The sequence below is a fragment of the Serratia sp. PL7 genome, assembly GCF_945957435.1.
The window spans coordinates 363,285-375,748 of sequence record NZ_CAMFLB010000004.1 but is presented as its reverse complement, the minus strand read 5'-3'; the positions used below and the strand labels follow the sequence as shown (position 1 = coordinate 375,748).

Annotated in this window: 12 protein-coding genes; 6 read left to right on the top strand and 6 right to left on the bottom strand. The window is 60.1% G+C overall.

Going from position 1 to position 12,464, the window contains the following annotated elements:
• Nucleotides 1–4: 4 nt before the first annotated feature.
• Together gspE and hofC are read left to right on the top strand one after the other, a co-directional pair.
• Complete coding sequence (gene gspE, locus N6G83_RS21950; RefSeq protein WP_025301582.1) at nucleotides 5–1,447, top strand: type II secretion system protein GspE; 1,443 nt, start codon at nucleotides 5–7, stop codon at nucleotides 1,445–1,447.
• Complete coding sequence (hofC, locus tag N6G83_RS21945; RefSeq protein WP_025301581.1) at nucleotides 1,444–2,643, top strand: protein transport protein HofC; 1,200 nt, start codon at nucleotides 1,444–1,446, stop codon at nucleotides 2,641–2,643. Before gspE ends, hofC begins: the two co-directional genes overlap by 4 nt.
• Nucleotides 2,644–2,697: 54 nt before the next feature.
• Here hofC and N6G83_RS21940 read toward each other — a convergent pair whose 3' ends face one another.
• A complete protein-coding gene (locus tag N6G83_RS21940; RefSeq protein ID WP_015376656.1) occupies nucleotides 2,698–3,741 on the bottom strand; it encodes a GMP reductase in 1,044 nt (347 codons plus the stop codon).
• Nucleotides 3,742–4,103: 362 nt separating this feature from the next.
• Between N6G83_RS21940 and coaE the strand changes: the two genes are divergently transcribed.
• Genes coaE through yacG form a run of 3 tightly spaced genes read left to right on the top strand, consistent with a single transcriptional unit; the run spans nucleotide 4,104 to nucleotide 5,719 of the window.
• Nucleotides 4,104–4,718: a dephospho-CoA kinase gene (coaE, locus tag N6G83_RS21935; RefSeq protein WP_025301580.1), complete on the top strand. Its 615-nt coding sequence runs from the start codon at nucleotides 4,104–4,106 to the stop codon at nucleotides 4,716–4,718.
• Nucleotides 4,719–4,723: 5 nt separating this feature from the next.
• On the top strand, nucleotides 4,724–5,476 hold the full coding sequence (zapD, locus tag N6G83_RS21930; protein ID WP_025301579.1) for a cell division protein ZapD: 753 nt from the start codon (nucleotides 4,724–4,726) through the stop codon (nucleotides 5,474–5,476).
• 51 nt (nucleotides 5,477–5,527) lie between these two features.
• The gene (gene yacG, locus N6G83_RS21925; protein WP_025301578.1) at nucleotides 5,528–5,719 is read left to right on the top strand and encodes a DNA gyrase inhibitor YacG; all 192 of its coding nucleotides are present in this window, start codon (nucleotides 5,528–5,530) and stop codon (nucleotides 5,717–5,719) included.
• A 39-nt stretch (nucleotides 5,720–5,758) separates the two neighbouring features.
• Here yacG and mutT read toward each other — a convergent pair whose 3' ends face one another.
• From mutT to secM, 3 genes are all read right to left on the bottom strand, one after another.
• Complete coding sequence (gene mutT / locus N6G83_RS21920; protein WP_025301577.1) at nucleotides 5,759–6,163, bottom strand: 8-oxo-dGTP diphosphatase MutT; 405 nt, start codon at nucleotides 6,161–6,163, stop codon at nucleotides 5,759–5,761.
• Between the two features lie 80 nt (nucleotides 6,164–6,243).
• The gene (gene secA / locus N6G83_RS21915; protein ID WP_025301576.1) at nucleotides 6,244–8,952 is read right to left on the bottom strand and encodes a preprotein translocase subunit SecA; all 2,709 of its coding nucleotides are present in this window, start codon (nucleotides 8,950–8,952) and stop codon (nucleotides 6,244–6,246) included.
• 82 nt (nucleotides 8,953–9,034) lie between these two features.
• Complete coding sequence (gene secM, locus N6G83_RS21910; protein WP_049204789.1) at nucleotides 9,035–9,565, bottom strand: secA translation cis-regulator SecM; 531 nt, start codon at nucleotides 9,563–9,565, stop codon at nucleotides 9,035–9,037.
• 26 nt (nucleotides 9,566–9,591) lie between these two features.
• On the opposite strand from secM, the gene N6G83_RS21905 reads away from it, so the two are divergent.
• Nucleotides 9,592–10,107: a DUF721 domain-containing protein gene (locus tag N6G83_RS21905; protein WP_164064006.1), complete on the top strand. Its 516-nt coding sequence runs from the start codon at nucleotides 9,592–9,594 to the stop codon at nucleotides 10,105–10,107.
• 114 nt (nucleotides 10,108–10,221) lie between these two features.
• On the opposite strand, the gene lpxC is transcribed toward N6G83_RS21905, so the two are convergent.
• Both lpxC and ftsZ read right to left on the bottom strand, forming a co-directional pair.
• Nucleotides 10,222–11,139 carry a UDP-3-O-acyl-N-acetylglucosamine deacetylase gene (gene lpxC / locus N6G83_RS21900; RefSeq protein ID WP_004932754.1) on the bottom strand — a complete coding sequence of 306 codons (918 nt, stop codon included), beginning with the start codon at nucleotides 11,137–11,139 and terminating at the stop codon, nucleotides 10,222–10,224.
• 103 nt (nucleotides 11,140–11,242) lie between these two features.
• Nucleotides 11,243–12,397 (bottom strand): cell division protein FtsZ, encoded by a 1,155-nt coding sequence (gene ftsZ / locus N6G83_RS21895; protein ID WP_004932757.1) that lies wholly within the window; start codon nucleotides 12,395–12,397, stop codon nucleotides 11,243–11,245.
• Nucleotides 12,398–12,464: the final 67 nt, after the last annotated feature.

Below are 12,464 nucleotides of genomic sequence, written 5' to 3'. Positions count from 1 at the left end.
AGCGATGAACGCGCAAATCAGCGAAGAGGTTCACACCCTGTGTCGGCGCTATCAGGCGCTGGCGCTGAGCGAAGACCCGACCACCCTGACGGTCGCGCTCAGCGAAGAAGCGCCGCAGGGGCTGCTGGCGGCGCTGCGTTTCGCCACCGGCAAACGCATCCATCTGGAACAATGGCCGGCGGCCAGGTTGGAGCTGGCGCTGAATCAGCACCACGAGCCGCTCTCGGCACCGCTGGCGGCCGAAGAGGACACAACCGATATCGCCTACCCCGACGACGGCGATGCGCCGGTGGTACAGTTCATCAACCAGACGCTGCGCCTGGCCATTCAGCGCCGCGCCTCGGACATCCACTTCGAGCCCTTTCGGCAGCATTTTCGCATTCGTCTGCGCATCGACGGCGTGCTGCAAACCCTCGCCTCACCGCCGCCGCAGCTGACCGCGCGCCTCATCGCCCGGCTGAAGATCCTCGGCCAGTTGGATATCGCCGAGCGCCGTCAGCCTCAGGACGGGCAGCTCAGCCTGACGCTGGACAGCGCGCGCTATGCCATGCGTATCGCCACCCTGCCGACGCTGCACGGCGAAAAGGTGGTACTGCGCGTCCAGCAGGGTGAGCAGCAGGAGCTGCCGCTGGATAAACTGGGCATGAGCCGGGCGGATCTGGCGCGCTACGCGACGGCGCTGGCCTGCCCGCAAGGGTTAATCCTGGTGACCGGCCCGACCGGCAGCGGCAAGACGGTGACGCTGTACAGCGGTCTGCGCCAGTTGAACGATGCGCAAAGCAACCTATGCAGCGTCGAGGATCCGGTCGAGATCCCGCTGTTCGGCATTAATCAGACCCAGATCAACGCCAAAACCGAGCTGAGCTTCGCCCGGGTGCTGCGCGCCCTGCTGCGCCAGGATCCGGACGTCATCATGATCGGCGAGATCCGCGATACGGAAACCGCCGAGATCGCGGTCAAGGCCGCGCAAACTGGCCACCTGGTGCTGTCAACGCTGCATACCAACTCCACTGGCGAAACCCTGACGCGGCTGATGCATATGGGGATCCCCGGCTACCTGCTCGCCGGCTGCCTGAAGCTGATCGTCGCGCAGCGGTTGGTGCGCAGGCTGTGCCGCCACTGCCGCTATCCGCAAAGCCAGCCGACGCATTTTCCCACCGCTATCTGGCCAGAACCGCTGACCGCCTGGCGCGCCGACGGCTGCGAGCACTGCTTCGGCGGCTACTATGGGCGCATCGGCGTGTATGAGCTGTTGGCCATTACGCCGGAAATACAGGCGGCGCTGCTGGCGAACGCTGCTCCTAGCCTGCTGGCGAATATCGCCCGTGAGCAGGGGCAGCTTTCGCTGCTGCAGGCCGGGCTGACTCTGGCCGCCGAAGGCACGACCTCGCTGGAAGAACTGTATCGCGTGATCGACGTCGTCCAGCTCGGCGCAACCACGTCATGAAAGCACGCCGCCTGTTTCTGTGGCAGGCTTTCGACGCTCAGGGCGCCTTACGCCGCGGCGAACTGATGAGCGAAGAAAAACGGCAGGTGAGCCGATTACTGATTGAGCAAGGCATGCAACCGTGCCGAATCGGGCACGGCAAACGCGTTACGCCCGGCCAATGGCGTGGAGAACCCTTAATCCACTTCACCCGCCAGCTCGCCACTCTGCTGCAGGCGGGGTTGCCGCTGGTCGATGCGCTGCAGTTGCTGGCAGCAGAGCATCCTTCGGCAGCCTGGCGCTGCCTGCTGCGCCAGTTGGCCGACCAGGTGCGCGAAGGGCAACCGCTTTCCGAAACCCTCGCCGAACAACCGGGGATTTTTCCCCTGATCTACCGCCAGCTGATCGCCATCGGCGAACTGACCGGTAACCTCGATCGCTGCTGCCTGCAGCTGGCACAACAGCAAGAAGCCCAACTGCTGCTGCGCCGCAAGGTGACCAAGGCGCTGCGGTATCCCCTCTTCATCTGTGCGGTGGCGCTGCTGGTCAGCGTGCTGATGCTGGTGATGGTGCTGCCGGAATTCGCCAAGGTTTATCAATCGTTCGATGCGCCACTGCCCTGGTTTACCCAAGGGCTATTGAAGTTGTCCGCGCTGCTGATCGCCGTTGGCCCCTATTTGGCGCTGCTGCTCGGCGCATCGCTGTTCGGCTACTGCCGCTGGCTGCATCCGCGCCCGCCGTGGCGCAGACGTGAACAGGCACTCTTGCTTCGCCTGCCGCTGATCGCCCGGCTGGTGAGCGGCGGCGCGCTGAGCCAAACATTTCGCATCCTGACCATGACCCAACGCGCCGGGCTGACGCTGGTGGAAGGCTTGAGCGCGGCGGCGCTGGCGGCTGACCATCTGCTGTACCGACAGGCGCTGGAGCAGGTGCGACGGCAGATCGCCGAAGGCGAAGCCTTTCATCAAGCCATGGGCCTGCAACCGCTGTTTCCGCCGCTGTGCCGGCAGTTGGTGCGGGTGGGCGAAGAGTCCGGTTCGCTGGACGCCTTGCTGGATAAATTGGCACAGTGGTATGAACGGCAGACGCACGAGCTGGCCGATACGCTGGCGCAAACGCTGGAGCCGCTGCTGATGCTGGTGGTGGGCGGGATTGTCGGCGCTTTGGTGATCGCCATGTACCTGCCTATCTTTCAACTGGGCAGCGTGTTGGGATAAGGGGAAGAGGATAGCGGGCGCCGCGGTGTGCTGCGCCCGAATGCAAGCTGTGGCTTATTTGCTGCCGAAGACGCGGTTTTCCTGCTCTGCCACGCGGATAAAGGTGGTGCGCTTGGTCAGCTCTTTCAAACGCTCGGCGCCGACGTAGGTGCAGGCGGAACGCAGGCCGCCGAGGATATCGCGCACGGTAAACTCCACCTCGCCCCTCAGCGGCAGCTTGACGGTTTTCCCTTCGGCCGCGCGATACTCCGCTACGCCGCCGACATGGCGCTTCATCGCTGACTCGGAGCTCATGCCGTAGAACAGCATGAACTTCTCGCCGTTCTCTTCCACCACGGTGCCTTCGCACTCGTCGTGGCCGGCCAGCATGCCACCCAGCATCACGAAGTCCGCGCCGCCACCGAAGGCTTTGGCGACATCGCCCGGCACCGAGCAGCCGCCGTCGCTGACAATTTGGCCGCCCAGCCCATGGGCCGCATCGGCGCATTCGATCACCGCCGACAGCTGCGGGTAGCCCACGCCGGTTTTCACACGGGTGGTGCATACCGATCCCGGCCCGATGCCGACTTTAACGATGTCGGCGCCGGAGAGGATCAACTCTTCCACCATCTCGCCGGTCACTACGTTGCCGGCGCAGATGACGTGATTAGGGCAGGCTTCGCGCGCTTTCTGCAGGAAGGCGACGAAGTGTTCAGAGTAGCCGTTGGCCACGTCGATACAGATGAATTTCAGCGCCGGAGACAGGGCCAGGATCTGCTGCATTTTGGCGAAGTCGGCTTCGGAGGTGCCGGTGGACACCATCACGTGGCGCAGCACCGATTCCGGCATGCGCTGCACGAAGTCAGCCCATTGCTCGACGCTGTAATGTTTGTGTACGGCGGTGAGAACGTCGAAAGAAGCCAGGGCCTCGGCCATGCGGAAGGTGCCCACCGTGTCCATGTTGGCGGCGATAATCGGCACGCCGGACCAGCTGCAACCTGAATGCTTGAAGGTAAACTGACGTTCCAGTTCAACCTCGGAACGGCTTTTCAGCGTGGAACGCTTAGGGCGGATCAACACGTCTTTAAAGCCTAACTTCAAATCTTCTTCAATACGCATGACTTATGATTTCCTGGTTAATGGCGACGGATCGCAAGGAGGATATTCGAACCTCTGCCCGACGGCTTTCCCGTGGCGCGGAAAGATGACGGCGAGATTAATGCCAGTTCCAGTGACGTTATAATACGCGCTAATAATCGCCGAACAAGACTGCGAATTCGCCTTTATTTACGCTACAATCCGACAAATTTACCTGCATAATCGCAGTGTGATTGCCCGCTCATTTCTGCCGTGCCGCTGCGCTTTTTCTCGCCGCCCGAACGGGGCCGAGGCGCAAGCGCCGCCTGCCGACTTGCACTTCTGCGCGATCGCTTTATGATTCGTCTATTATTTTTTTATGAACATCGGATGCACCTAACACCATGGCCTACATTGTTGCGTTGACCGGGGGCATAGGCAGCGGCAAAACGACCGTTGCGAACGCCTTTGCGCGCCACGGCGCAGCCATTGTCGATGCCGACGTGATCGCCCGTCAGGTCGTTGAGCCGGGCACCCCTGCTCTGGCCGCGATCGCCGAGCGATTTGGTAATGAAATGTTGCTGCCGGACGGCGCGCTCAACCGCGCTGCTCTGCGTCAGCGCATCTTCAGCCACCCCGATGATAAAACCTGGCTGAACCAACTACTGCATCCGCTGATACACCGCGAGACCCAACGCCAACTGGCGCAGGCGGCCAGCCCGTACGCGCTGTGGGTCGTGCCGCTGCTGGTGGAAAACGGCCTGCAGGATCGCGCCGATCGGGTGCTGGTGATCGACGTCGACACCGAAACCCAGTTGGCTCGCACCATCGCGCGCGACGGCATCAGCCGCGAGCAAGCGCAGAGCATTCTCGCCGCCCAGGCCACGCGCCAGCAGCGCCTCGCCGTGGCGGATGACATTATTGACAACAGCGGCGCCGCTCAGGGGATAGAGCCACGGGTCGCCGCACTGCATCGTCGCTACCTTGAACTGGCGGCAACAGCGCCCCAACAGGATTAAACTGCATGAGTGATGTTTCCCCAACCGTTCTCTTTGAACACCCGCTGAACGAAAAAATGCGCACCTGGCTGCGCATCGAGTTTTTACTGCAACAGCTGCACGGCCAGCGCGCCCTGAGCGAAACCGCCATCGCCCTTACCTTTTTCCGCACCGTCTCCGATTTGCTGGACGTGCTGGAGCGCGGCGAAGTGCGCACCGAACTGCTCAAAGAGCTGGAGCGACAGCAGCAAAAACTGTTGGCCTGGGCCGATGTGCCGGGCGTGGATATGGCGCTGATCGATCAGTTGCGAGGCCAGTTGAAGTCGCGCTCATCGGCGCTGATGGCGGCGCCGCGCCTCGGTCAGGCGCTGCGTGAAGACCGGCTGATCGGCCTGGTGCGCCAGCGGCTGAACATTCCCGGCGGCTGCTGCAGCTTCGATCTGCCAACCCTGCACATGTGGATGCACGCGCCGCAGCAGGATCGCGACGCCGACGTCGCCGCCTGGCTGCAGTCGTTGGATCCGCTGAACCAGGCGCTGATCATGGTGCTGGATCTGATCCGTCAGTCGGGGCCGTTCCGCAATCAAATCAGCCTGAACGGCTTTTTCCAGGACAACGCCGAAGGGGCGGATCTGCTACGCCTGCGCCTCCATCTGGCGCCGCAGCTTTATCCGCAGATTTCTGGCCACAAGACGCGTTATGCCATTCGTTTCCTGCCGCTGGACAGCGAAAATGGCGTGGTGCCTGAACGCCTGACGTTCGAATTGGCCTGTTGTTGAACTCATGAAAGCAAGCCTTCTCAGCACTGACAGAAGGCGTAAGGAACCGTTATGACGACCGTAGTGAAATGCCCAACCTGTGGCACCGGCGTGGTTTGGGGTGAAGTCAGCCCGTTCCGGCCGTTTTGCAGCAAGCGCTGCCAGCTGATTGATCTTGGCGAGTGGGCCGATGAAGAGAAGCGCATTCCGAGCAACAGCGATCTGTCAGAAAGCGAAGACTGGAGCGAACTCGACGACCGCTAGTCGCCGGTTGAAGGCCTGGCGGACGCCAGGCCAATCTTGTTATTGCGCGGCGTTAGCCTGCGCCACCAGCAGTTGAATAATGCCGACGTTGGCTTCCGGGAACTCGTCTTCACGCAGATCGGCCTGTTTTACCCAGCGCATCGGCTGCCCTTCACGGCCAAACGGCTCGCCCGCCCAACGCTCCACCAGATAAAAATTCAGTGTCACGATGCGATCGCTGAAACGATGTTCCACCACCTCCAACAGTTCGGCCCGCTCGGCTTCGATACCGGTCTCTTCACGCAACTCGCGGCTCAGGGCCTGTTCCGGCGTCTCACCCGGTTCGATCTTGCCGCCGGGAAACTCCCAAAATCCGGCCATGTGCGTGTCAGCGGCGCGGCGGGTAATAAAGATTTCCCGTTGAGCATTGCGGATGATGCCCACGGCGATATTCAGATGTTTCATCTCACCCTCCTGATGGGTGCCAAAAAACAGGGGCTCAGCAAGCTGAACCCCTGGGTGTTATCGGTTAACCGCAGCCGGCATTACTGCAGGCGGCCGTGGCACTGCTTGTATTTCTTGCCGGAACCGCATGGGCAAGGATCGTTGCGGCCCACTTTGCGCTCGGCGGTCGCCGGCGCGTTCGGATCTTCGGTCACCAGCGCGTTCTCGTCGTGGTGGCTCAGCTGTTGCTGCTGCGCCAGGCGCTCAGCCTCTTCACGACGCTGCTGTTCCAGCGCTTCCACTTCTTCCGGCATCCGCACCTGTACCTTGCTCAGCACGCTGATCACTTCATATTTCAGCGATTCCAGCATGGTGGCGAACATGTTGAAGGATTCGCGCTTGTACTCCTGCTTCGGATCCTTCTGCGCATAGCCGCGCAGGTGGATGCCCTGACGCAGGTAGTCCATCGCCGCCAGGTGCTCTTTCCACAGGGAATCCAGCGTCTGCAGCATCACGCCCTTCTCGAAGTTGCGCATCATTTCGCTGCCGACCACGTCTTCCTTACGCAGGTACTGCTCTTTGGCGTTCTCCAGAATACGTTCGCGCAGCGTCTCTTCGTGCAGCTCCGGCTCTTTGTCCAGCCACTGGGCAATTGGCATCTCCAGATCGAAGTCGTTCTTCAGGCGCTCTTCCAGCCCCTGAATGTCCCACTCTTCTTCCAGCGACTGCGGCGTGATGTAGTTGTCGATGGTGCTCTTGAACACGTCCTCGCGGATGCTGGCGATGGTTTCGCTCACGTCGGACACGTCCAGCAATTCGTTACGCTGGCTGTAGATAGCGCGGCGCTGATCGTTGGCGACATCGTCGTATTCCAGCAGCTGCTTACGGATATCGAAGTTGCGGCTCTCCACCTTGCGCTGGGCGTTGGCGATCGCCTTGGTCACCCACGGGTGCTCAATCGCTTCGCCTTCTTTCATGCCCAGTTTACGCATCATGCCAGACACGCGATCCGAGGCGAAGATACGCATCAGGGCATCTTCCATCGACAGGTAGAAGCGAGATGAACCGGCGTCGCCCTGACGACCGGAACGGCCGCGCAGCTGGTTATCGATACGGCGCGATTCATGGCGCTCGGTGCCGATAATATGCAGACCGCCCGCCGCCAGCACCGCGTCGTGGCGCACTTTCCAGGCGGCTTTGATGGCTTCAATTTGCTCTTCTGTCGGTTCTTCCAGCAGCGCCACTTCGGCCTGCCAGCTGCCGCCCAGCACGATATCGGTACCACGGCCCGCCATGTTGGTGGCGATGGTCACCGCACCGCTCTGACCCGCCTGGGCGACGATGTCCGCCTCCATGGCGTGGAATTTGGCGTTCAGCACCTTGTGCTCGATACCCGCTTTGGTCAGCTCATGGGAAACCACTTCGGATTTCTCGATTGAGATGGTACCCACCAGCACCGGCTGGCCTTTGGCGGTACGCTCGCGGATGTCTTCGATGATGGCACCGATCTTCTCTTTCTCGGTCATGTACACCAGATCCGGCATATCCTTACGGATCATCGGACGGTTGGTTGGCACCACGATGGTGTCCAGCTTGTAGATCGAGCTGAATTCGAAGGCTTCGGTATCGGCGGTACCGGTCATCCCGGCCAGCTTCTCGTACAGACGGAAGTAGTTCTGGAAGGTGATCGAAGCCAGCGTCTGGTTCTCGTTCTGGATCTCCACGCCTTCTTTGGCTTCCACCGCCTGGTGCAGACCGTCGGACCAGCGGCGGCCCTGCATGGTACGGCCGGTGTGCTCATCGACGATGATCACTTCGCCGTCTTTCACGATGTAGTCCACGTCGCGGGTAAACAGCACGTGGGCACGCAGCGCGGCGGTAACGTGGTGCATCAGCATGATGTTGGTCGGCGAGTACAGCGATTCGCCTTCATCCATGATGCCAGCTTCCACCAGCATCTCTTCGATCAGGATCAGACCGCGTTCGGTCAGGTGGACCTGACGCGCCTTCTCATCCACCGAGAAGTGCCCTTCACCCTTGAAGGTGTCGGAGTCTTCTTTTTCCTGGCGGATCAGTTTAGGGATCAGCTTGTTGACCTTGATGTACATCTCGGAGCTGTCTTCTGCCGGGCCGGAGATGATCAGCGGCGTACGCGCTTCATCGATCAGGATGGAGTCCACCTCATCCACCAGCGCATAGTGCAGTTTGCGCTGCACGCGCTCTTCCGGGCTGAACGCCATGTTGTCGCGCAGGTAGTCGAAGCCGTATTCGTTGTTGGTGCCGTAGGTGATGTCGGCGGCGTAAGCTTCACGCTTGGCCGGCGCCGGCATGCCCGGCAGGTTGATACCGATGCTCAGGCCGAGGAACTCGAACAACGGACGGTTGTTTTCGGCGTCACGCTGCGCCAGATAGTCGTTGACGGTCACGACGTGCACGCCGCGGCCGCTCAGGGCGTTCAGATAAGCCGGCAGCGTCGCGGTCAGGGTTTTACCTTCACCGGTGCGCATCTCGGCGATGCAGCGATCGTTCAGCACCATGCCGCCCAGCAGCTGCACGTCGAAGTGACGCATGCCGAACACGCGCTTGCTCGCCTCACGCACCACGGCGAAGGCTTCCGGGATCAGGCTGTCCAACGACTCGCCTTTCTCCAGGCGCGCGCGGAACTCGTTGGTTTTCGCTTTCAGCTCGTCATCGGACAGTTTTTCCATGTCCGGTTCCATGCGGTTGATCTGCTCAACCACTTTGCGCATGCGGCGCAGGGTACGATCGTTACGGCTGCCAAAAACTTTGGTTAATAATTTCACTAACATGATGTTTGATATCTCTGTCATGACGGCCGAGCACGGCAGTCAACTTGCTATTATTTATGGTTTTTGTGCCCGAAGGGCGAAGTCAGACGAGAGCGGCTGGCCCGGCGCGAATGCCTTGCACCTGCGCCACCCACAGGCCGGTCTGGTGGCGCGCCAGCGTGGGCAGCACCTCAAGGTGGGTGTGGCGAATGATGGTCGGCGGCTTCGGCTCGTGCGTCAGCAGCGCGTTGAGAGTAGAAAGCAGCGCCAGTTGCGCTACCTGCAAAGGGGGTTCCGCTTCGGCTTCGCTTTCCTGCACCCGCGCATAAACCGCCTGCGGCGCCAGCGCGAAAGAGAGGTGACGAATGACGGTGCGCAGCGCATGTTGCTGCCAATAATCTACGCTGAAGGTAGGACGGCGATGTGCGTCCTGCAGCAGGGCCAGGCTGTTGAAGGTGCCGTTGGCCGAATTTTGCCGGTTAAGGCTGGACGATGTGCTCGGCAGTGCGGCCTGATCGGGGGCGCCGGACAAATTGGAAGGTGCGCCAAGCGTGGCCGCAACCATCCCTAACAGGAGATGGGGCCAGAAATAACGTCTGCCAAATTGTCGCCAACGATTTAGAATACCGATCACGAGTTTATAATCCGCCGGAGCCCATTATGCGCGATAGCCGTCCACAATTATTAGATGTCCTGTTCGACGACGCGTCTGCCGGCAGCAAAGGGACGCTGCAAAACGTCCAGCAACGCGCGGTGGCGCTGCTCAAGCTTAACCGTGCAGTGAAGGGCCTGTTGCCCGCTCCCCTGCATCCCTGGTGCCGCGTCGCGAATTTCCGACAGGGTATTTTAGTGCTCGAAACGGCAAATGCCAGTTGGATGATGCGCTTGCGCTACGAACAACCCGCTTTGCTGTCTGCACTACGAGCGCAAATTCTACCATCATTGTCGTCGATCGACATCAGGATTAATCCGGCCTTGATGGCGAAAGGCAGCAACCAGGTGCAAAACGCCGAAAAAGCGCCGGAAAAACCCGTGCCAATGCGGCATTTGAGTCTGGAAAGTGCGAAGGAACTGAGAGGATTGGCAAGCCGTAGCCCGGAGAAGCTGCGCAAAATATTGGAACGGCTGGCTGCATTGGCCGGAGAGGGTACCAACACAACCAGTCGTGATAAGTAATCAGCGACACGAACTGCAAAACACCCGACAGCCGGCATCACACCATCGCGAGCCTGAATTCTCAGGCTCTTAGGGGATGCGCCTGCCGTTATTCGCAGGCGAGGAATTCAGACCTTACGCCAATACGGTAGACGGTGCCTTGAATGCCAATGGCATTTCGGCTTCGTCCTGGAAGGTCACGTATTCCCACGCTTCCTGCTTGGCCAGCACGGCCTGCAGCAGTTTGTTGTTCAGCGCGTGGCCAGACTTGAACGCGGTGAACGCGCCAATAATGTTGTGGCCGCACATGAACAGGTCGCCGATGGCGTCCAGCATTTTGTGACGTACGAATTCGTCTTCGAAACGCAGACCGTCTTCGTTCAGCACGCGGTAATCATCTACCACGATGGCGCAATCGAAACTGCCGCCCAAGGCCAGGCCACGGGACTGCAGGTATTCGATGTCTCGCATAAACCCGAAGGTGCGCGCGCGGCTGATTTGACGCACGAACGACTCAGCCGAGAAATCAAGGCGATAGCGCTGAGAGCTGGCGTCGATAGCCGGGTGGTTGAAATCGATGGTGAAGTCCAAGCGGAACCCGTTATGCGGGGACAGCTCGGCCCATTTATCGCCATCTTCAACACGCACAGTCTCTTTCAGACGCAGGAATTTCTTCGCCGAGTTCAGTTCTTCGATGCCGGCATCCAGCAGCAAGAACACGAACGGACTGGCGCTGCCGTCCATGATTGGGATTTCAGCGGCGTCGACTTCAATGACGATGTTGTCGATGCCCAGCCCAGCCAGCGCGGCGTTGAGGTGCTCAACGGTCGAAATACGCACGTCATGCTCATTCACCAGGCAAGTACAGAGCATGGTATCACGCACGGATTTTGCATCAGCCGGAAAATCAACCGGTGGATTCAAGTCAGTGCGACGATAGATGACCCCGGTATTAGCCGGCGCTGGGCGCATTGTCAGCGTGACTTTCTTGCCGGTATGCAAACCGACGCCAGTCGCCTGAACAATACGTTTTAATGTCCTTTGTTTGATCATCGTTTTATCTCGCAATGTTATCCATCCTACCAGCCAAGCATACAGCATGGCTGGCGGGACAGTTTAGCACAAAGAGCGGAGATTCCAAATTCTCAGGATATTCTTAGTCTGCCTGCTTACGCAGGAAGGCTGGAATATCAAGATAGTCGGGCTCTTTATTCGGCTGCGCAGCTTGGTCGTTGACCACCTTCGCGGCAGGTTTCACTTCCTGCGGCAGAGGCGACATGCCGTGCTGCTGATAACGGTGATCCATCACCGGCTGGCTGGCCTGCTTATTGGTCACCAGGGTGATTTCAGGACGCTTGTCCATACCGATACCGGTTGCAACCACGGTTACGCGCAGTTCGTCGTTCATTTCTGGATCCAGCGAGGTACCGATAACCACGGTAGCGTTGTCGGAAGCGAACGCGCGGATGGTGTTACCCACGGTTTCGAACTCATCCAGACGCAGGTCGAAGCCAGCGGTAATGTTGACCAACACGCCGCGCGCGCCGGACAGGTCGATGTCTTCCAGCAGTGGGCTGGAGATCGCCATTTCGGCCGCTTCTTCGGCGCGGTCTTCACCGCAAGCCACGCCGGAACCCATCATCGCGTAGCCCATTTCGGACATCACGGTGCGCACGTCGGCGAAGTCGACGTTCATCAGGCCCGGACGGGTGATCAGCTCGGCAATACCCTGCACCGCGCCTTTCAGCACGTCGTTGGCCGCGCCGAACGCGTCCAGCAGAGAGATGCCGCGACCCAGAACTTTCAGCAATTTGTCGTTCGGGATGGTGATCAGCGAGTCCACGTGTTTGGACAGTTCAGCGATACCCTGCTCCGCGAATGCCATGCGCTTCTTGCCTTCGAAGTTGAAAGGCTTGGTCACCACGGCCACGGTCAGAATACCCAAATCTTTAGCCACTTCAGCCACCACTGGCGCCGCACCGGTACCGGTACCGCCGCCCATGCCGGCTGCGATGAAGACCATGTCTGCGCCGTCCAGCGCTGCGCGCAGGGCTTCGCGGTCTTCTTCCGCTGAATTGCGACCCACTTCAGGGTTCGCGCCCGCACCCAGACCTTTGGTAATACCGCTACCAATCTGGATGGTTTGGCCAACCGCCGTTTTACGGAGCGCCTGGGCGTCCGTGTTCACAGCGAAGAATTCAACACCTTCGATGCGCTCGCGCACCATGTGTTCAACGGCGTTGCCACCGCCGCCGCCGACGCCGATGACTTTAATCACCGCGTCATTGGTTAGTTCCATTGGTTCAAACATAGTTTCTCTCCGTTTTGTGCCTGTCGCTGCGAGATCATAAAAAGATTACTCAGCATGATCTCTTTGT

What these genes read in the sequence shown, in the direction of transcription:
- zapD (WP_025301579.1), top strand. Translation starts at nt 4,724, where the DNA reads ATGAGTGATGTTTCCCCAACCGTTCTCTTTGAACACCCGCTGAACGAA.
- N6G83_RS21905 (WP_164064006.1), top strand. Translation starts at nt 9,592, where the DNA reads ATGCGCGATAGCCGTCCACAATTATTAGATGTCCTGTTCGACGACGCG.
- mutT (WP_025301577.1), bottom strand. Translation starts at nt 6,163, where the DNA reads ATGAAACATCTGAATATCGCCGTGGGCATCATCCGCAATGCTCAACGG.
- gspE (WP_025301582.1), top strand. Translation starts at nt 5, where the DNA reads ATGAACGCGCAAATCAGCGAAGAGGTTCACACCCTGTGTCGGCGCTAT.
- coaE (WP_025301580.1), top strand. Translation starts at nt 4,104, where the DNA reads ATGGCCTACATTGTTGCGTTGACCGGGGGCATAGGCAGCGGCAAAACG.
- secA (WP_025301576.1), bottom strand. Translation starts at nt 8,952, where the DNA reads ATGTTAGTGAAATTATTAACCAAAGTTTTTGGCAGCCGTAACGATCGT.
- hofC (WP_025301581.1), top strand. Translation starts at nt 1,444, where the DNA reads ATGAAAGCACGCCGCCTGTTTCTGTGGCAGGCTTTCGACGCTCAGGGC.
- yacG (WP_025301578.1), top strand. Translation starts at nt 5,528, where the DNA reads ATGACGACCGTAGTGAAATGCCCAACCTGTGGCACCGGCGTGGTTTGG.
- lpxC (WP_004932754.1), bottom strand. Translation starts at nt 11,139, where the DNA reads ATGATCAAACAAAGGACATTAAAACGTATTGTTCAGGCGACTGGCGTC.
- ftsZ (WP_004932757.1), bottom strand. Translation starts at nt 12,397, where the DNA reads ATGTTTGAACCAATGGAACTAACCAATGACGCGGTGATTAAAGTCATC.
- N6G83_RS21940 (WP_015376656.1), bottom strand. Translation starts at nt 3,741, where the DNA reads ATGCGTATTGAAGAAGATTTGAAGTTAGGCTTTAAAGACGTGTTGATC.